The following is an 18,016-nucleotide window of genomic DNA, read 5'->3' as shown; positions in this document are numbered from 1 at the left end:
GGCCTCGCCTCTCTGTGGAGGGGCGGGGCCCGACATGTCGGCGGCGCCGGCGTCGTGGGAGACAGTCCCCGAAAGGAGGTCAAACTCGGCGTCACTTTTTGCGACGAACGCACACCTTCTCTGTGTGATGGATCTTGATCGGCGCACGACGACAGCCGACGCGAAGACGGTTTCCCCGCCCTCCGGGGCTGCACGATGCTGAACGAGCCTGCCGGCGCACGTCGCGCCGTGGTCGTCGACGAGCTCGTCCTGCAGCGCTCCCGCATCGAACAGCTGCTGTCGGGGATCTCTGGCCTGGAGGTCGTCGGGGTCTGCCACACCCTCCGCGAGTTCATGGCGTGGCTGCGTCACACCGAGAGAACACGATGGCCTCATCTGCTCGTGCTCTCGCTCCCCTTCGATCCGCTCGCGTCGAATGATCTGTCCGCCCTCACGGCTCTGCGCGAGGCCGGCATCCGCGTTCTCGCTCTCACGTCACCGGGTACGCGAACGACTGCCCGTCGTGTCGCGGCCGCCGGCGCCGAGGGATTCGTGTCCACCGCCGACTCGGAAGACGACTTCGTCGCCGCCGCCGCCATCGTCTTGACCGGAGGCACGATCATGACGCCCCCCGCGCACGCCGTCATCATCCCGGCCTCGGCGGGAACCCGTCTGAGCGCGCAGGAGGCGCGGGTGCTCGCGCTCTACGCGAACGGTATGACCATCAGCCAAGCGGCCGAGGCCATGGGCATCCGCCATGACACGGCACGGAAGTACCTGAATCGTGTGCGCGACAAGTTCACATCGGCAGGTCGCCCCGCCCGCTCGAAGCTCCAACTGGCGCAGATCGCCTGGGCCGACGGATACGCGGAACCATCGCCGCACGACGAACCGCGCGTGATCACCGGATGAGTGCCGAGATCGTGGAGCCGGGGAGGACTCCACGATCCCACCGAGAAGGAGTGCGGCGCCCCGCAATCGTGACGCGCGGGATCAGGGGTCGACGAGCTCGAACGTCATGCTGTCGGGACCGCCACCCCAGGGATCGAAGATGACGTCGGGGTCGTACACGTCCACGGCCTTCTCATACCCCGGCCCCCAGTACCCCTCGCTGTCGAGTGCCCGCATGGTGAAGTGGTACCAGCCCGCCGCATCCATCAGGAGCCGTTTGCGCGTGTACCCGTTCTGATCCAGGGCGATGGTCGCGGAATGCCCCTCCATCGATGTGATGAACACCCGGCCGTTCGGTGGCCCCGTGACCGCGATGACCACACCGGTGGTCTGCGCCTCGTCGACCAGCATGTCCTCGAACCCGGTGAGCTGCTCGAGGCCCTGCACCTGGATCGGAAGCACGGTGAAGGTGCCGGAGGTGACGGCCGACTGCGAAGTCGCGTCATATGCCCACACCTCGTAGGCGTAGGTTCCTGCGTTCGGCTGCAGCGCGCGGGTGTCGAAGCTCCAGCTGCCGTCGTCCGCGACCGTCGGCGTGTACCGCGCGGAGTCGACCGCGACGACGACGCTCTGCCCCGGCTCCGTGCGCCCCGCGATGACAGGGGAGAGATAACCAGACGAGTTCGTGGGAGTGCTGACCCCCGGCGACATCGGAGACTCCGGGTTCGTGCCGGGTCCTGGCGTATCGGGGCCAGCCGGCTGTGGGCGGTTCGGAGCCGTGGGGAAGTACTGATCGGGATCATCGGAGAGGCCCGCCGAGGGGACGGTCGGATCGAAGACCCGCCGTCCGATGACCGGCTCCTCCGGAGGGGAGACCGGAGGCGAGACGACCAGATCAGAGCCGGTGGTGCGCTCAGGATCGGGGTCGGATGCCGGAGAGCCGACGACGTCCGTGCTCACCGGCAGCGCCTCCGTGTCAGCCGACAGGGGCACCGGCCCGGCGATCAGCGCCGCCACGATGATCCCACCGACCGTGGCAGCCCCCAGGGTCCCGGCGAGGAGCCACCCGGAGAATCCGGCGAACGCAGCGGCGGCGACCGTGCCGGACGACAATGAGGCGACCGCCGGCGTCCCGAGTCCCGCGGCCCCCAGCAGCACGGCGAGGGTCCTGCCCTGCAGCCGTGCCGCACCACCCCGCATCGACTGCAGCAGATTGCTGCATTCCGCGCAGTCCGAGAGGTGGTCTGCCACTTCCCGCTCCACGGCGGCGTTGTTCGGCTCGGTCAGGTACTGAGGGATCAGGCGCGCCACATGCGTCGTGTCATCTCGCAGAGAGACGGGGATCTGTCGACTCAACCACTGGAACTTCAGCCCCGTGCGCGCACGACGTTGCAGAGCCGACACCGCGTTGGGTTTGATCCCGAGCTCCTTGGCGATCTCCGGTCGGTCTGCTTCATCGACCTCCGCCAGCCACAGCACGCGCTGCCACCGTTCGGGAAGGGCCTGGAAGGCGGCGAGCACATCCGCCGAACTCGCCTGCTGCTCCAAGGCGCTGAGCCCGTCGCGCAGTTCGACCTGATCGACATCATCGCTGGTCAGAACCCGCTCCGCGTCTTTCCTCCACGCGATCGCTGTATTGCGGATCACCGTCTTCAGGTAGGACCGGAAGGCGAACTGCGGACCCTTGTCAGTCGTGGTGACCTGCTGATAGATCGCCAGAAAAGATTCCGAGACGAGGTCATCGGCACGCGCGGGGAAGAGTCGATAGGCGTAGCGGCGCGCTGCATCCGCATGACGGCGCCACAGAGCCTCGTAGCTCCCTCGATCGCCTGCCCGAAGCGCGCTCAGCAACTCCGCATCGCTGCGCGGATCGATCATGTTCCCTCCCCGGAACGACCACCCTCTGATATATCGCAAATATAGGGCACCGGGGTGCCGGAAAACGCGTTGTCCCCCTTTAGGGGTCAACGGCTCCCTCACCTTCGTCACCTGCGCCGGTGCGCTGACATCCACGGGGAGAGCGGATGCGGCATTGCCTACGAGACTGACAGCACGCGTGACGACCGTGGGGTACCGTGATGTCTGCGTGGCCGACACCCGGTGACGACAGCGAACGGAGTATCTCGATGGCGACTCGGAAGGCCACGGAATCGTCGAAGGCACCGGCATCCGCGAAAGGCACCGCACGCCCCCGGCGCGCACGCGACTCACTCAGCCGTGACATCATCGTCGCCGCCGCCGACCGTGTCGTCGGGCGGGACGGTCTCGACCGCCTCACCTTCCAGTCGATCGGCGAAGAGCTCGGCGCCCACCCGACGTCGATCTACCGGCACTTCCGAGACAAGGACGAACTGCTGCTCGCCCTGATCGACACCCTCCGTGCCCGCTCGTACAGCGGCGGCATGGTGGCGACCGACGACTGGCTCGCCGATCTGCGCACGCAGGCGCACCTGATCCACGACCACTACATGCGCTACCCCGAGTTCGCACTGCAGATGGCGCTGCGCCGCCCGACCGACTTCTCATCGATGGAGTTCTCCATCGGCGCGCTGCGCCGGGGCGGCTACGACCCCGCGCAGGCGGCGCTGTACGCCCGCGCGCTCGGCCAGCTCATCCGCTCGGCGTCCAGCATCCAGGCCGCACTCACGGCGCTTCCCGCCGACGTGCAGGATGCCGACGAACTCACCTGGCAGATGGACTACCGGCGGCTCGACCCCGCAGAGTTCCCCGCGATCGCCTGGGCGGGCGAGAGCCTCCCCGGCGTGCGCGACCCCCGCGCGTGGGAGGCCGCCCTCGACCTGCTGCTGGAGAGCATCGAGCGGCACGCACCCGGGGCCTGACGCGCAGGCTCCGTGCTCCGTCCTGCGGGCTCAGCGCGTGCGCGCGAGCTCGTCGAGCATCCCGGCCAGCAGGTCGATGCGCTCGACCAGGGAGTCCACCGACACCCACTCGAGGTCGGCATGCGCACCGGCGCCGCGGGGGCCCAGGCCGTCGAGCGTGCGCGCACCGACCGCGGCGGTGAAGTTGCCGTCCGAGGCGCCACCGGCCGAGACCGCCTCCACCCGGGGGTGACCGAGTCGCTCCGACACGAGCCGCGCGCAGGTCAGCAGTTCCGCCGAGGAGCTGGCCTCCATGGGCGGACGGTTGATGCCGCCGATGACCTCCACGCTCACACCCTCGGTGTGCGCCGTGAGCATCTGCATCTCGGCATCCACCCGTTCCAGCTCGTCGAGAGTCCAGGCGCGCACATCGACGCGCACCTCGGCGTGCTCGGGGATGACGTTCGTCACCGTGCCTGCACGCGCGACGGTCGGACTCACGGTCGTGCCACGTTCGTCGTCCGCGAGCGCGGGGAGTGCGAGCACGTGGTGGGCCAGCTCGGTGAGCGCGCTGCGCCCCTTCCACGGTTCGAGTCCGGCGTGCGCCGCACGCCCCGTGAGCTCGAGGCGGTAGATGCTGCCGCCGCGGCGCGCGATCTTCAGTGCCCCGTCGAGGCTCGGCTCCAGCACCAGCACGGTGCCGGCACGGGTTGCCTCACGTTCGATGAGGGCGCGCGAGGTCAGCGACCCGACCTCCTCGTCGCTCGTGAGCAGCACGGCGACCTCACCGGGGCGCGCCACCTTGGCGAGCGCCGCGGCCATGATCACGATGCCGGCCTTCATGTCGAAGACACCGGGTCCGGTCGCGTGGTCGCCGTCGAGGCGGAACGGCCGGTCCTGGATCGTGCCCTTCGGAAACACGGTGTCGAGGTGACCGAGCAGCAGCACCGAGGGGGTCTCGCCGCCCGCCCACAGCAGGTGGGTGACGCCGTCGACGGTCTCGCGCACACCCTGCGCGCCCAGCACCGGGTCGAGCCAGGAGCACACGAGTCGCTGCGCGGCTGCGAGCCCCTCGACGTCGCCGGTCGGGGTCTCGATCGAGACCAGCCGGTCGAGGCGCTCGACCGCCTGCTCGCGCGCGCTCATGCGGCCACCGCCGTCGCACCCAGGAACTCCCGCAGCGCGGCGGCCGTGGCGTCCGGCGCCTCCTCGGCCAGATAGTGGTCGGCATCGATGGCGCGACCGGTCACCGACGGGGCGTACGGCCGCCAGGACTCGAGCACGTCGAAGTGGCGGCCGACGTAGCTGTGCGCCCCCCAGAGCGCGAGCGTCGGGCACGCGATCGTGCGGCCGGCGGAGCGGTCTGCCCGGTCGTGCTCGACGTCGACGGTCGCGGCGGCGCGGTAGTCGGCACCCGAGGCATGCACCGTGTCGACGTCGAAGCAGCGCAGGTACTCGTCATACGCGTCGGGCAGCCGATCACCGTCATGGCGGCGCCCGGTGAAGCGGCTGCGCAGCCAGGTCTCGCGGTCGGCGGTGATCAGTGCCTCCGGCATCCCGTCGGTCCGCGCCAGGAAGAACCAGTGGAAGTACGAGGTGGCCATCGCCCGATCGACGTTCTCGAACATATGGAGGGTCGGCACGATGTCGAGCACGGCAAGGGCGGTCACGGCATCCGGATGGTCCAGCGCCATCCGGTGGCCCACCCGACCGCCACGGTCGTGTCCGATGACGGCGAACCGGTCGAACCCGAGGGCTCGCATCAGCACCACCTGGTCGTGGGCCATCTCGCGCTTGGCGTAGTGCTCACCGCGCGGCTTCGCCGAGTCACCGTAGCCGCGCAGGTCCGCCGTGATCACGGTGTGGTCGACCGCGAGCGATTCGGCGACCTCACCCCACATGGCCTTCGTCTCGGGGTATCCGTGCAGCAGCAGCACGGCGGAGCCCGTCCCACGGACATCCGCCGCGATCTCGATGCCGTCGCAGTCCACCGTCATCGATGTGCGGGATGTGGTCATCATCGTCCAACTCTCGGAAACAACGTGCAAGTCAATTGCGTTGACTATATCAATGACCAGTGATTTGGGAAGGGGGATCCGCCGCTCGATGCGGTCGACCCTCCTCGGAGATCTGCGAGATCTCGGAGAGCATCCGCATCAGGCATCCGAGGTTCGGCAGAACTCCGACTGGATGCCGTCGCACCACCCCTCGGGACCGACTACCGCCGCAGTAGGCTGAGCACATCATGGAATGGTGGAACTACTGGTGGCTCATCTTCCCAATCATGGGGATGGCCGGCGGTGCGGCGAAGGCGTGGGAGCGCGGCGCACGCCGCCGCCATGAGCGCCGCCTTGAGACCCTGCGCATCAAGGCGCAGCTCAAGGCCGCCGAGATCGAGGCGCGCGCGCTCACCCAGCAGGGGAAGCGCCGCGGCCCGTCGTTCGTCGACACCACGGCATCGGTCCCCTCGAACGATCTGCTCGTGCGCCTGTTCGCCGAGCATGACGAGATCACCGCGCACTGGCTCGACTACGAGCTCGACGTCGCCAAGCTGATCGCGTTCCCCGCCATGAGCGACGGCCGCCAGCCACTGACCGCCGCATTCCTGCGCGCCAAGAAGAAGGCGGATGCGCTGCGCCCGGCATCCGCGGATGCCAAGGTCAGCGAGCAGCAGGTCGGCGAGTACCTGCAGGCCGTCGGCGACTACGCGGTGGCGTTCGAGATCGCCGAGAAGGATGCTCGTCGCCTGCGGGATTCGACCTTCACCGAACCGGAGCGCAAGCGCCTCGAACGCGCGCAGCAGCTGCTGAAGGTCGCGATCGACGAGTCCGCCACCCAGTCCGAGCGCAACGTCGCCTACAAGCGCGTACGGGAAGAGCTCGACGGCCTGATCCTGCTGAGCGACGACGCCGTCACGGTGCTCGAGAAACAGGTCGCCCGCGAGATCGCAGCCCCGACCGCTCCGCCGACGCCGCCGGCATCCGCTGACCCCGTATCCAGCGCGCCGGAGCCCGAGCGGATCCCGCTCCCCCTCCGCAACGAACAGGCCCCCCGCACCACGGAGGGCTTTCGCGACGAACAGGCCTGACACTCAGGTCGATGACAGCCGCGGGATCTTCCCGCGCCGCCGCCCCCGAGGGCGAACGATGGAGGCATGCCGCAGTGATCACTCGGTTCGAAGAACTGGACTGGCAGACGACCCCGATCGGCGACCTCACACTGCGCCGGCGCACGGAACCGGCCGTGGGGCAGGAGATCTACGAGGTCAAGCTCGGCGACGAGTACCTGATGTCGAGCCTGTTCACGGTGGCCGAGGAGGAGCTTTCGAACCTCGGGCTCGCCGCGGTCTCCGGGGATCACCTGTCGGTGCTGGTCGGCGGCCTCGGGCTCGGCTACACCGCGGTCGCCGCACTGCGCGACGACCGGGTGGCGTCGCTGACGGTCGTCGACCGACTCGGCGCGGTGATCGGCTGGCATGAGCGCAAGCTGCTGCCCGTCTCGGCGGAGCTCGTCGACGACCCGCGCACGAGCCTGGTCGAGGACGACTTCTTCGCCCTGGTGCGCTCCGCGCCCGCCGAAGGGCACCACGGATACTCGGCCATCCTGCTCGACGTGGACCACTCGCCGCGTCATCAACTGGATGCGACGCACGCCGACCTGTACGACGCCGCGGGTTTGCGCGCCCTCGACCGCCACCTCGCCACCGGCGGGGTCTTCGCGCTGTGGTCGGACGATCCGCCCGACCAGGAGTTCATGGTCGAGATGGACGCCGTGTTCGATGACGCCACCGCGCACGTCGTCGACTTCGAGAACGCCGTCACCGGCGGGATGTCGTCGAACACCGTCTACGTCGCACGGAGTCGCGCATGAGTCCGGAGAACGTCACCGGCCCGGTCGCGCACCATGCCGAAGCCCCCGTGTGGTCGACCGGCTGGGGTGGACTGCGCTGGGTCGACGGAGATGCCGGCGATCTGCTGACGCTGCGCGCCGACGGAGTGACCCGACAGCACGTCGACGACGAGTACCTGGCCTTCGCCCGCCCCCGCGCGAACGGCGGCGTGGTGGCGGTCGGTGCGCGGACACTGCATCTCGCCGATGCGGTCGACGGCGAGTTCCGCGCGGCGGCACCCCTGCTCGACGACCCGCGCGTACGCATGAATGACGGTTGCTGCGATCCGCGCGGCCGCCTGCTCGCCGGCTCCATGGCGTACGACGCGACGCCGGATGCCGGAATCGTGGTGCGCATCGACGCCGATCTCACCGTGACGACCGTGCTGCCCCGCACGACCATCTCGAACGGGGTCGGCTACTCTCCCGACGGGCAGCGCGCGTACTATGTCGACACCCTCTCGCACCGCATCGACGTGTTCGACGTGGCCGAGGGCGAACTACGGGGTCGACGCGTGTTCGCACGGATCCCCGAGGAGCAGGGGCTGCCGGACGGCCTCGCCGTGGCCGCAGACGGCAGCGTCTGGGTCGCGCTCTGGGGCGGCAGCGCCGTGCACGGCTACGACTCCGCCGGCGTGCACGTCGCGACCGTCGAGCTGCCCGTGCCACAGGTGAGCGCGTGCACGTTCGGCGACGACGACCTGGGCACGATCTACATCACGACATCCGCACAGGGGTTGCCGGCCGACCACGGCACCCCGGCCGGCTCGGTGTTCTCGGTGCGACCTGGGGTGCACGGCATCCCGGTCACACCCTTCGCCGGCTGACGCCCGTCACTCGAGACCAGGAACGCGACGGCGGCCTCTGCCCGAGGCACGGTACACCCAGCGAAGGAACCGTGCCCCGGGCACAGGCCGCCGCCAGCGCCGATCGCGTTCAGCCCAGCCGCACCCGCTCGGTGCGCTGGTGCTGACGCCCGAGACCATCGATCTCGATCGTCATCTCGTCGCCGTCCTGCAGATACGGGAAGCGTCCGGACAGCGCGACGCCCTGCGGCGTTCCGGTGTTGATCACGTCGCCCGGCTCCAGCACCAGATACTGGCTGAGCTCGTAGACGATCTGCCGCACCGGGAAGATCATGTCGGCGGTCGAGGAGTCCTGCCGCGGCTCGCCGTTCACGAACGATCGCAACCGGAGTGCCTGCGGATCGACCCCGTCCGCCGGAACCAGCACCGGTCCGAGCGGGTTGAACGTCTCGGAGCACTTGCCCTTCGACCACTGTCCGCCCGACACTTCGAGCTGATATGCACGCTCCGACACGTCGTTCGAGATCGTGTACCCGGCGATCACCTCATCGGCGGCCTCCGGCGACGACAGGTACCGGGCGGTCTTGCCGATCACGATCGCGAGCTCGACCTCCCAGTCCACCTTCTCGGCGCCGGGCGGGAGCAGCACCACGTCGTTCGCGCCGACGACGGTGTTCGGATGCTTGAAGAAGATCACCGGATGCTCCGGCGGCTCCGACCCCGACTCTGCAGCGTGGGCGGCGTAGTTCTGGCCGATGCAGATGACGGCGGTCGGACGTGCCACCGGGGGGCCGATGCGCAGGCCGTCGACGTCGGCGGACGGCAGCGCCCCGCGCTCGAGCGCGTCGCGCACCCGGGCGATGCCGTCAGCGGCCAGGAACGCCCCGTCGATGTCGAGGGTGATCGGCGCGAGGTCGTAGACGGTTCCCGTCTCGTCGCGGACGAACGGGTGCTCGTTTCCGACGGCTCCCAGTCGCATGAGTTCCATGAGGCGTCCTTCGGTCAGTGCGCGGCGGCGTAGGTCGGGTTCACGATCGGCACGGACTCGCCGTCACGGAAGCGGATGATGTTCTCGGCGGCGTGCACGGGCAGATCCTCCAGCGCTTCCGGCGAGTACCAGGCCGCATGCGGGGAGAGCAGCACGTTCGGGGCATCGCGCAGCGCCGCGCTCGCGGCGAGGGGCTCGGCCTCGTAGACATCGAGAGCAGCCGCACCGATGTGTCCGCTGCGCAGCGCCTTCACGAGGGCGGCCTCGTCGATCAGTGGCCCGCGGCACGTGTTCACGATCACGGCGCCGGGCTTCATCGTCGCGATGCTGGTCTCGTCGATCAGGTGCCTCGTCGCATCGGTGAGCGGGACGTGCAGCGTCAGCAGGTCCGCGGCCGCGATGGCCTGCTCGATCGTGACGTACTCGCAGTCCGCCGCGCGGACGGCCTCGGCCGGGGCGTACGGGTCGGCCACGAGCACGCGGAACCCGAGCGCACGGCAGCCTCGGGCCACCAACGAGCCGATGCGCCCGAAGCCGAGCACCGAGACCGTGGTGCGCGAGGGACGCACGGCCAGCGGGCGAGCCGCGACCGGCTTCCATTCCCCCGCGCGGACCGCCCCGTCGTAGGCGGGAAGGCCGCGCGCCTGCGCCATGATCATCGCGATCGTGTGGGCGGCGACCTCTTCGGTGCAGTAGCTGGGCGTGTTGGCGACGGGGATGCCGCGCGCGCTCGCCGCCGCGACGTCGACCATGTCGTAGCCGATGCCGAGACGGCTGATCATCTTCAGGTTCGGCATCCGATCCATCAGCTCGCCGTCGATCCGGTGCCACTGCACGATCAGCCCCTCAGCCTCGGCGCCGAGCGCCGCGAGGGTCTCGAAGGAGGTGTCCGGTGCGCGTTCCGCGCGGAATCCCGCCGCGCGGAGCGTCTGCTCGGCGGCGTCACCGGGGAGGTCGCAGTCCGTGATGAGGATGAATGGGGTGGCCATGAGTCAGAATGCTATAGCATCTAGCACTTCATGGCCACCCGGGCATTCAGACGCGCATCCGCCCGCCGCCGTCTCGTGTGGACGGCAACGCCCACACGCTTGCACCCAGGCCGACGATCGTGAGCACCGCAGCGACGGCGAGCACGCCCGCCGACCCGACAGACCCGTGCGCGGCGCCTGCGAGCAAGGGGCCGACGAAGGCGCCGAGATTCAGGGCGACCGTCGCAGAAGCTCCACCCAACACCGGCGCTCCCGCAGCCTCGCGCACGATACGACCGATCACCGCGGAACCGACGGCGAACGACAGCGCCCCACAGACCAGCGAGAGGGCGAACACGGCAGCCGCCGATTCGACCAGCATCCACAGCGCCGTCCAGGCGAGGAGCAGCGCGAGCGATCCACCCACGATCCACACCCGCTCACGCGTCGCGGCCCAGCGCCCCGTCGCCGCGACACCGAGGAAAGCACCGACCCCGAACGCGGCCAGAAGCAGCGGCACGAGCGCGGCCGCGATGCCCGCGGATTCTCCGATCAACCCGAGGAACGTGAAGACCCCGAACGTGCCGGCATTGATCACCACAGCGACCCCGATCGCCCCGAGCACCCGCCTGCGGGCGAGCGCGCTGAGCTCGGCACGCAGCTCGATGCGTGCCACCCCTCCGGCACGCAGAGGCGAGCGGTCGAGAAGCAGCGCGACGAGCGCAGGACCACAGAGCAGCACCACACCCCAGAACGTCGCGCGCCACCCCAGGGCATCGGCGAGGGCGGTCCCCGCCGGCACTCCCACGATCGTGGCGAGGGTGGTGCCGGCGAGCAGGGTGGCGACGGCGCGGGTCGTCGCCTGCGGCGGCACGAGCGTGCGCACCGTCGAGAGCGACACGGCGAGGAACCCGGCATAGGCGATGGCAGCCATGACGCGAGTGACCAGCAGCATCGCGAACGATGCGGCGAGCGCTCCGACGATGTGCGCGAGCACGAACACCAGCAGGAAGGCGATGAGTGTGCACCGAGGATGCCAGCGGGAACCGAGCAGCGCCATCGCCGGGGCGCCGATCACCATCCCGATCGCGAAGGCGCTGGTCGCGGCGGCCGCGCTCCCCGGCGAGACTCCGAACTCCTCGGAGATCGGAAGTAGCAGGCCGGCGAGCATGAACTCGCTGGCGCCCTGGGCGAAGATCGCCAGGGCGAGGACATAGATGAGAAGAGGCATGAGACATCCAGACGGACGACGTCGACGCACCCGGGGGATGCGCGACGAGCGAGAAGGGTCGACGAGATGCGGGGAGCGCACGGCGTGCGACTCGAACCCGCGATCTAGCGTCTGTCTGACTCAGGACTCACGGCATCCACCCTAATCGGCGCCCTTTCTCATTGCACGTCAATTTGCTATAGCATCTACTCATGACTGCTCGTCGCGTACTGCTCACGGGAGCCAGCTCCGGAATCGGAACGGCCGCCGCCCTCGAACTCGCCCGCGAGGGCGCCGCCCTCTGGATCACCTACGCCGGGCGCGAGGCCGAGGCCGCCCGCGTCGCCGAGGAGTGCCGGGCCGCCGGCGCCGCCGAGGTACACGTCTCACGCCTCGACCTGCGCGAACCGGAGTCGACCGCCGCGCTGATCGACGAGGTCACCGCGACCTGGGGTTCGCTGCACGTGCTCATCAACAACGGCGGCGTCTGCCCGTACACCCCCTACGAGGACATCGACCTCGAGGAGTGGGACTTCGTGCTCGAGACGAACGCCCGCGGCACGTTCTTCCTCACGCGCGCGGCACTGCCCCTGCTGCGCGCCGCAGACGGCGACCGGTCCGTGGTGAACATCGCCTCGATCGCCGGTCAGGTCGGAGCGCTGCAGACCGGCATCCACTACGCGGCCAGCAAGGGCGCGCTGCTCGCGATCACCCGGAGCTTCGCCCGACACCTCGCGAGCGAGGGCATCCGCGTCAATGCCGTGACCCCCGGCCCCGTCGCAAGCGCGATCACCGACCAGCTGCAGGGCGAGAAGCGCGAGACGCTCAGCGCGTCGATCCCGCTCGGTGCGTTCGGGCAGCCGGAAGACGTCGCCTGGATCATCGCCTCGCTGGCCTCACCGCGTGCAGGTTTCATCACCGGAGCGACCTACGACGTCAACGGAGGTGTGCGCATTGACTGACAGTGCTCTCGACCGTTCTGCCCTGGATACCGTGCAGGCGCAGCTCGATGCGTTCAACGCGCACGACCTCGACGCGTTCGTCGCGACCTATGCGGCGGATGCCGTGATCACCGGCGTCGCCCCCGAGCCCGTGGTGGGGGCCGCGGCGATCCGGGAGTTCTACGAGCCACGACTGCAGAACCCGGAACTCTCGTGCGTGATCGAGACGAGCGTGCTGTTCGGCAGCCGGTGGGTCGTCGCACAGGAGCAGGTCATCAACGCGGGCGTCGCGACCGAGACCATCGCGACCTTCGACGTGGTCGACGGCCTGATCGCGCGCGCCTCGATGCTCAAGGCCTGAGGCGCGGCGGCTCGCGCCTTGCCGCGCGTACCCGCCTGTCCGCCGCGCCCCTCACGCTGCTCGCGCCCCTCGCGCCCCTCGCGCCCCTCGCGCCCCTCGCGCCCCTCACTCTGAGGGGTCAAGACACGCCGCGCCGCCGCCCCGTCCCGCGGCGTGTCTTGACCCCTCAGCGGGCACGAAACGCTCAGCGGGCACGAAACGCTCGGCGGGCACGACCGAGGCGCGTCACTCGTGCTCGGGCAGAGTCGGCGACGACCACCCCTCGTCGCGGCCCAGCTGCGCCGCCCGCGAGACGGACGCCGCACCGTAGCGGTCGCGCAGAGTGTCGAGCACGGTGTCGAGGCGCGCGTCGTCGCCCCAGTCGATCGGCAGTTCGGGCTGCACGTTCTCGACACGGTCGAGGTGCGACAGCGAGATGCCGACCAGGGTGATGCCGCGAGCCGTGATCTCGGTCTGCCCGGCGGCGAGCAGGGCGCGAGCCACGGTGAGCAGCACGGCGGTGCGGTCGGTCGGCGCCCGGAGCGACCGAGAGCGGGTGGCCTTCGTGTAGTCACCGAAACGGAGCCGCAGCACGACGGTACGGCAGACGCGGTCGCCGTCGCGGAGACGCCTGGCCAGCCGGTCGACGATCTGCGTGAGGATGAGGTCGAGCTCCTCGGCGGAGCGGGGACGGATGCCGAGGGCACGCTGGGACCCGATCGATCCGCGTCGCCGGGTGGTGTCGACCGGCCGCGGATCCCGCAGTCGCGCGAGCGCGTGCACGTGGGCCCCCGTCGCCTTGCCCAGCATCCGCTCGGCGGTCGCGGCCTCCAGCTCGGCCAGCTCGCCGACCGTGCGGATGCCGTAGCGGTGCAGCTTCTCGGCCGTCACCGCCCCCACACCCCACAGCCGTTCCACCGGAAGCGGGAGCAGGAACTCCTCTTCGCGCGTCGGTTCCACGACCAACAGGCCGTCGGGTTTGCTCACGGCGCTAGCGACCTTGGCGAGGAACTTGGTGCGCGCGACTCCCACCGAGATGGCGAGCCCCACCTCGGTCCGGACGCGCTCGCGCAGCCGTGCGGCGATCTGCTCGGGAGACCCGGCGATCCGTCGGAGACCCCCGACCTCGAGGAACGCCTCGTCGATCGACAGCCCCTCCACGAGCGGGGTGGTGTCGCGGAAGATCGCGAAGACGTCTTTGCTGGCGGCCGAGTACGCGTCCATGCGCGGCGGCACGACGACGACATCAGGGCAGAGCTCCCGCGCCTGCCGACCGCCCATCGCCGTGCGCACCCCGCGCGCCTTCGCCTCGTAGCTCGCCGCCAGCACGACCCCGCCACCCACGATGACGGGGCGGCCGCGCAACTCCGGCGCATCGCGCTGCTCGACCGAGGCGTAGAACGCATCGAGGTCGGCGTGCAGCACCGTCGCTTCCCCACGCATCCCGTTCTCCCGTCGACACGCGGATCGTCGCACGGACCGGGGACACCCGACCGGCGTCGACGGTCGAGAACCGGTGTCCGTGACGGCAGGTAGGGTCGGCGCGTGCCGGAACCGGTGGAGCAGTGGTGGGCGCGACGGCAGTTCTCCCGCGGTCGCGCGGTTCCGTATGACGTGGGCACCTACCGCGCCGGGTGGGCGGCGTATCCGGAGCTGGTACGGCAGTACCATCCGGAGTTGAACCACGGCATCGTCCTGTCGCAGGTCCCTCTCGCCGCCGACGTGCTCCTCTGCTGGGAGTGCACGGCTGGGCACCGCTTCGCCGCCACCCCGACGGAGCAGCGCGAGCGTCCGGCGCAGGTGCGGCGCCGCTCCGCCTGGTGCCCCGAATGCTCCGCGCTCGCCCGTCCGCAACCGGTGGTGCTCGGGGAACCACGGCCCCTTCCGCGCACACCCCGTCGCCCGGCGCCGGCACTCTGCGCGAAGACCCCCCACCTGCCGACCGGCACCGCGTTCGTGAGCGAGTGCGCCCCGCGCCCCGCTTCCGCGGCAGAGGGCCGCCTGCGTGCAGGGCTCGGGGCGGCGATCGAGTTCGACGCGGCCGTGAACGCCGTCAAGGTCTCGCGACCGTTCTTCCGACACACGGAGGTCTGGCCCGACATCGTGTTCCCGGAGCTGCGAGTCGCGCTCGAGTACGACACCATCGGCCGACACGGCCTCGAGCACGTCGGGAAGCGGCAGGACACGGATCTGCGCAAGGATCGCGCCCTGCGCGCCGCGGGGTGGGAGGTCATCCGGATCCGCACCGGGAAGCTCGAACCGCTGGGTCCGCATGACCTGACAGTGTCGTCCGTGGGCGCGAAGAGCATCGCCCGCATCATCGACGAGCTCCGCGTCATCCGTGGTGCGCTGCTCGTGGACGCGTACCTGCGGTGAACTCGGGCGCTCGTGCACCACCCTCCCACCCAGCGATGACCTCCCTGAAGAGGACCTCCTGGAATGCAAGAGATCTCACGGAATGAAGGAGCCCACAGGGCAGAACGGCCTTCATCCGGAGTTTTCTCCTTCAGAACGCGCGAGCCCGATCAGCCCCGCTCGAACCGCGCCCGCAGCGCCGGATCGACCGCGACGTCGCCGAATGATGCCGTCCACGCGCCGTCGACCGCGATCGACTGGCCGGTCAGATACGGCGCTTCGTCGGAGAGGAGGAACGCGGTGACCGCGGCGACCTCTTCGGCACGGGCGATGCGTCCCATCGGCGGCCCTTCGGCGAGCGCGCGCTCCGCGGCCACCGGGTCGGCGGAGGCGGCGATCTGCGCCTCCAGGTGCGGGGTGCGCACCCCGCCCGGCGCGACCGTGTTGGCGCGGATGCCGAGCCCGCCGTACGTCACGGCGAGGCTGCGGGCGAGTGCGTCGATGCCGCCCTTGGTGAACTCGTAGGCGGCGTGGTCGATCGAGCTGGAGCGGCCGTGGATCGAGCCGATGTTCACGATCGCCCCGGCAATGCCCTGGTCGATGAACGCCGTCACAGCGGCCGAGCATCCCCAGAGGTAGCCGAAGCCGTTGATGCCGACGATCTCGCGTACGCGGTCTTCGTCGAGCTCGTGCAACGGGGTGCGCTTGGTGATGCCGGCGTTGTTGACCCAGCCGGCGAGCGGCGCACGGGCCTGCGCTGCCGCAGCGGCCCGCTCGTGCGACTCACGATCGGCCGAGTCGCCGAGCACGACCTCGGCCACGATGCCGTCTTCGACGGTTCCGGAGCCGGGCGAGCGCTCGAGTCCGATGACGATCCAGCCGTCGGCGGTCAGGCGCTCGGCGACGGCGCGGCCGATGCCCTTGCCGCTGCCGGTCACGACGACGCTGCGTGCGGACTCTGTCATCTCAGTCCCTCTCGAAATCGAAGACGGCGGGGTCGAGCGTGAAACCGAGGCCCACGGCATCCGTCGGTCGCACGCGACCATCGAACGACGGACCACCGACGATGAACGACGGGGCCGGATCGTAGGGGTTCACGCCCCGCGCGAAGGTCTCGACGCCGATGCCGAGGTGCGCGGTGACCTCAGGATAGACGTGGCCCGACACCGGGACGCCGCGGTCGGTCGCCCAGGCGATCAGCTCACGCGCCGGGGTGACCCCTCCGATCGCCACGACGTCGAGGCGCAGCACATCGACGGCCTCGTGCTCGACGAGGGCGCGCAGTACGGCGGGGTCGGTGACCTCGTCGCCGACCGAGATGGCGAGCCCGGACTCCCGACGGATGCGCGCGCAACCCGCCGCGTCCTCGGGGAGCAGCGGATCCTCGAGCCATGCCAGCTGCGGGTCGCCCCACTGCGCGATCTCGGCGAGCGCGGTGTCGGCATCCGGCCATCCGAAACCGACATCGACCACGAGCCCCGTGTCTGCCGGAAGCTCGGAGTTCAGCAGGCCGATCAGCTCGCGCATGTACGCCGGGTCCGCCGCGCGCGAGATCTTCACCTGCGACCAGCCGTCCGCCTGCGCGAGCACCTCGTCCGCGACCTCGCGCGGAGTGCGGCTGGGCGAAGGGTAGGCCGCAACGAGCATCGAGTCCCGCGGCGCATCGCCCGTGCCGAGCAGCTTCCACAGGGGCACGCCCGCGCGACGGGCAGCGATGTCCCACAGGGCGATGTCGACCAGGCCGATCGCCCGGCGCACCAGACCGACGCGTCCGACGATCGCGCTGCCGCGCAGCATCCGCTCCCAGGTCGCGGCCGGGTCGTCGGCATCCGCACCGAGCGCATGCGTGGCGACGAGGCGGTCGACGATCTCGGCCATCGGCGCTTCGCGTGAGAGGCAGTACGCGACCCCGGTCGTGCCGTCGCCGTCGGATGCCTGCACCGCGCTGTACTCGCGACGGGCGACCGTCATGGCCCCGAGCTGCAGCGGAGCGGGCAGCGGGAGTACGGCCGTGGCCGTCTGGATGCGGGCGATCTCGGTCATTCGGGCTTCTTCGCCAGCGGGATGCCGTAGTCGACCATGAAGCCGCCGTCGACATAGAGCGTCTGGCCGTTCATGTAGCGGGACTGGTCGGATACCAGGAAGCTGACGGCCGCGGCGATCTCGCTCGCATCGCCCAGGCGCTTCGCCGGGATGCGCGACAGGATCGTGTCGAGGCTCAGCGTGCCCTGCTCGACGCCCTGGCGGAACACGCCGGTGTCGATGTATCCGGGGGCGACGGCGTTGACCCTGACTCCGCGCGATGCCCACTCGGCCCCGGCGGTCGAGGTCAGACCGATCACGGCTGCCTTGGTCGTGGAGTAGGGGGCGCGGCCCGCTGAGCCTCGCGCCGAGATCGACGAGATGTTCACGATGCGGCCTTCGCCGCGTTCCAGCATCCGTCGCCCTGCCGCCTGCAGGGCCGAGAACACTCCGTGCAGGTTCACGTCGACCACGGCCGACCATTCGTCCCAGCTCAGGTCCTCGATGCCGCGGTGCCGCTGGATGCCTGCGTTGTTGACGAGCACCTCGATCGGTCCGAGCTCCGCCTCGATCTCGCCGAACACCCGGTCGACGCCGGCGTGATCGGTCACGTCGAGCGCGCGCCACAGGATGCCGGCCGGGTTGTCGCCCGCCGTGAGGCCTGGCACCCGGTCGGCGGCGACCACGAGGTAGCCGTCGGCGGCGAGGCGCTGGCCGACCTCCCAGCCGATGCCGGCGGAGCCTCCGGTGATGATGGCGACGGGGGCGTTCATGGCTCTCCTCAGGGTGGTCGAGATTTGCTATAGCAA

General features: G+C 70.1%; 18 protein-coding genes. 8 read left to right on the top strand and 10 right to left on the bottom strand.

Annotated features, from left to right (window positions below; translation table 11 throughout):
* Window positions 1-195 precede the first annotated feature (195 nt).
* Window positions 196-891 (top strand): helix-turn-helix domain-containing protein, encoded by a 696-nt coding sequence (locus tag MRBLWO12_RS16795; RefSeq protein WP_363557521.1) that lies wholly within the window; start codon window positions 196-198, stop codon window positions 889-891.
* An 81-nt stretch (window positions 892-972) separates the two neighbouring features.
* Here MRBLWO12_RS16795 and MRBLWO12_RS16790 read toward each other — a convergent pair whose 3' ends face one another.
* On the bottom strand, window positions 973-2,748 hold the full coding sequence (locus tag MRBLWO12_RS16790) for a sigma-70 family RNA polymerase sigma factor (RefSeq protein WP_363557519.1): 1,776 nt from the start codon (window positions 2,746-2,748) through the stop codon (window positions 973-975).
* Window positions 2,749-2,996: 248 nt separating this feature from the next.
* Here MRBLWO12_RS16790 and MRBLWO12_RS16785 point away from each other — a divergent pair, with 248 nt between their 5' ends.
* The gene (locus MRBLWO12_RS16785) at window positions 2,997-3,710 is read left to right on the top strand and encodes a TetR/AcrR family transcriptional regulator (RefSeq protein WP_363557517.1); all 714 of its coding nucleotides are present in this window, start codon (window positions 2,997-2,999) and stop codon (window positions 3,708-3,710) included.
* A 30-nt stretch (window positions 3,711-3,740) separates the two neighbouring features.
* Here the strand turns inward: MRBLWO12_RS16785 and MRBLWO12_RS16780 are convergent, their stop codons facing one another.
* Complete coding sequence (locus tag MRBLWO12_RS16780; protein ID WP_363557515.1) at window positions 3,741-4,835, bottom strand: M20 family metallopeptidase; 1,095 nt, start codon at window positions 4,833-4,835, stop codon at window positions 3,741-3,743.
* Window positions 4,832-5,710: an alpha/beta fold hydrolase gene (locus MRBLWO12_RS16775; RefSeq protein ID WP_363557513.1), complete on the bottom strand. Its 879-nt coding sequence runs from the start codon at window positions 5,708-5,710 to the stop codon at window positions 4,832-4,834. The genes MRBLWO12_RS16780 and MRBLWO12_RS16775 overlap by 4 nt, the downstream gene beginning before the upstream one ends.
* Before the next feature lie 224 nt (window positions 5,711-5,934).
* Here MRBLWO12_RS16775 and MRBLWO12_RS16770 point away from each other — a divergent pair, with 224 nt between their 5' ends.
* From MRBLWO12_RS16770 to MRBLWO12_RS16760, 3 genes are all read left to right on the top strand, one after another.
* Window positions 5,935-6,777 (top strand): hypothetical protein, encoded by an 843-nt coding sequence (locus tag MRBLWO12_RS16770; protein ID WP_363557511.1) that lies wholly within the window; start codon window positions 5,935-5,937, stop codon window positions 6,775-6,777.
* Window positions 6,778-6,851: 74 nt separating this feature from the next.
* Window positions 6,852-7,559, top strand: coding sequence for a spermidine synthase (locus tag MRBLWO12_RS16765; RefSeq protein WP_363558628.1), 708 nt, complete (start codon window positions 6,852-6,854; stop codon window positions 7,557-7,559).
* Window positions 7,556-8,404: an SMP-30/gluconolactonase/LRE family protein gene (locus MRBLWO12_RS16760; RefSeq protein WP_363557509.1), complete on the top strand. Its 849-nt coding sequence runs from the start codon at window positions 7,556-7,558 to the stop codon at window positions 8,402-8,404. Before MRBLWO12_RS16765 ends, MRBLWO12_RS16760 begins: the two co-directional genes overlap by 4 nt.
* A 109-nt stretch (window positions 8,405-8,513) precedes the next feature.
* On the opposite strand, the gene MRBLWO12_RS16755 is transcribed toward MRBLWO12_RS16760, so the two are convergent.
* The 3 genes from MRBLWO12_RS16755 to MRBLWO12_RS16745 are packed head-to-tail and all read right to left on the bottom strand — an operon-like array spanning window position 8,514 to window position 11,570.
* A complete protein-coding gene (locus MRBLWO12_RS16755) occupies window positions 8,514-9,371 on the bottom strand; it encodes a fumarylacetoacetate hydrolase family protein (RefSeq protein WP_363557507.1) in 858 nt (285 codons plus the stop codon).
* Window positions 9,372-9,385: 14 nt separating this feature from the next.
* The gene (locus tag MRBLWO12_RS16750) at window positions 9,386-10,360 is read right to left on the bottom strand and encodes a C-terminal binding protein (protein WP_363557505.1); all 975 of its coding nucleotides are present in this window, start codon (window positions 10,358-10,360) and stop codon (window positions 9,386-9,388) included.
* A gap of 46 nt (window positions 10,361-10,406) precedes the next feature.
* Window positions 10,407-11,570 (bottom strand): MFS transporter, encoded by a 1,164-nt coding sequence (locus MRBLWO12_RS16745; RefSeq protein ID WP_363557503.1) that lies wholly within the window; start codon window positions 11,568-11,570, stop codon window positions 10,407-10,409.
* Window positions 11,571-11,761: 191 nt separating this feature from the next.
* Between MRBLWO12_RS16745 and MRBLWO12_RS16740 the strand changes: the two genes are divergently transcribed.
* Both MRBLWO12_RS16740 and MRBLWO12_RS16735 read left to right on the top strand, forming a co-directional pair.
* The gene (locus MRBLWO12_RS16740; protein WP_363557501.1) at window positions 11,762-12,511 is read left to right on the top strand and encodes an SDR family NAD(P)-dependent oxidoreductase; all 750 of its coding nucleotides are present in this window, start codon (window positions 11,762-11,764) and stop codon (window positions 12,509-12,511) included.
* Entirely contained in the window at window positions 12,504-12,851 is a 348-nt protein-coding gene (locus MRBLWO12_RS16735) for a nuclear transport factor 2 family protein (RefSeq protein WP_363557499.1), read from the top strand. Before MRBLWO12_RS16740 ends, MRBLWO12_RS16735 begins: the two co-directional genes overlap by 8 nt.
* Before the next feature lie 225 nt (window positions 12,852-13,076).
* Here the strand turns inward: MRBLWO12_RS16735 and dinB are convergent, their stop codons facing one another.
* A complete protein-coding gene (dinB, locus tag MRBLWO12_RS16730) occupies window positions 13,077-14,273 on the bottom strand; it encodes a DNA polymerase IV (RefSeq protein WP_363557497.1) in 1,197 nt (398 codons plus the stop codon).
* A 102-nt stretch (window positions 14,274-14,375) separates the two neighbouring features.
* Between dinB and MRBLWO12_RS16725 the strand changes: the two genes are divergently transcribed.
* Window positions 14,376-15,206, top strand: coding sequence for a zinc-ribbon domain-containing protein (locus MRBLWO12_RS16725; RefSeq protein WP_363557495.1), 831 nt, complete (start codon window positions 14,376-14,378; stop codon window positions 15,204-15,206).
* Between the two features lie 149 nt (window positions 15,207-15,355).
* On the opposite strand, the gene MRBLWO12_RS16720 is transcribed toward MRBLWO12_RS16725, so the two are convergent.
* Genes MRBLWO12_RS16720 through MRBLWO12_RS16710 form a run of 3 tightly spaced genes read right to left on the bottom strand, consistent with a single transcriptional unit; the run spans window position 15,356 to window position 17,980 of the window.
* On the bottom strand, window positions 15,356-16,150 hold the full coding sequence (locus MRBLWO12_RS16720) for an SDR family NAD(P)-dependent oxidoreductase (RefSeq protein ID WP_363557493.1): 795 nt from the start codon (window positions 16,148-16,150) through the stop codon (window positions 15,356-15,358).
* 1 nt (window position 16,151) lies between these two features.
* Window positions 16,152-17,228, bottom strand: a complete 1,077-nt coding sequence (locus tag MRBLWO12_RS16715) for an enolase C-terminal domain-like protein (RefSeq protein WP_363557491.1) — start codon at window positions 17,226-17,228, stop codon at window positions 16,152-16,154.
* Window positions 17,225-17,980: an SDR family NAD(P)-dependent oxidoreductase gene (locus MRBLWO12_RS16710; RefSeq protein WP_363557489.1), complete on the bottom strand. Its 756-nt coding sequence runs from the start codon at window positions 17,978-17,980 to the stop codon at window positions 17,225-17,227. Before MRBLWO12_RS16710 ends, MRBLWO12_RS16715 begins: the two co-directional genes overlap by 4 nt.
* Window positions 17,981-18,016: the final 36 nt, after the last annotated feature.

This window comes from Microbacterium sp. LWO12-1.2, from assembly GCF_040675875.1.
Classification (GTDB): Bacteria; Actinomycetota; Actinomycetes; order Actinomycetales; family Microbacteriaceae; genus Microbacterium.
The sequence above is the reverse complement of the archived record's forward strand: the minus strand, read 5'-3'. Positions and strand labels throughout refer to the sequence as shown.